Here is a 596-nt window from a genome sequence, read left to right on the forward strand (position 1 = left end):
CGGGTGCGGCAGGGCACCCCTGTGCTGCATGATGGCTCGATTCAGACTAAAGCACCGAACCAAATGTGGGGCACCGACGGTATCCGCATCCAGACCGTTGAAGACGGCTGGGTGTGGGTGTTCTCGGTGGTCGATCATTTCGACGCCTGCTGCGTCGGCATCCATGCCGTCAAGATCGGCAATCGTTTCGCTGCCTTGCAGCCGATTGCCCAAGGGCTCTAGGCCGAGTTCGGCACCACCGGTGCCAACGCCGGCAAGGGGCTTGTGCTGCGCATGGACCACGGTACGCAATACACTGCCGACGACTTCCTGAAACAGAATCGCGTTCTGGGGTATCGACAGGAGTTTCGCCTTCGTTGCCGAGCCCCAGACCAACGGCGTGGCCGAGCGCTTCAACCGGACGCTGAAAGGAAGGCCATCCATGGCCGCACCTTCCGCAACCTCGAAGAAGTGCGGCAGGCCGTGACCAAGTTCAGGGATCGTTACAATCGTCATTGGCGTCTCGAAAAACTGGGCTTCATGTCACCCCTCGAAGCCCGGCAGTCTCATGCCACCCGGAAGGCCGCATGAGCTGCAAATCTGTGTCCAATCAATTG

General features: G+C 60.1%; 1 protein-coding gene. It reads right to left on the minus strand.

Features of this window, described 5'->3' with window-relative positions; translation table 11 throughout:
* On the minus strand, positions 1 to 495 hold a 495-nt coding region (locus tag Tchar_RS13650; RefSeq protein ID WP_144329501.1), incomplete at its 3' end, for a hypothetical protein.
* Positions 496 to 596: the final 101 nt, after the last annotated feature.

Source organism: Tepidimonas charontis (assembly GCF_007556685.1).
In the GTDB taxonomy this organism is placed as follows: domain Bacteria; phylum Pseudomonadota; class Gammaproteobacteria; order Burkholderiales; family Burkholderiaceae_C; genus Tepidimonas; species Tepidimonas charontis.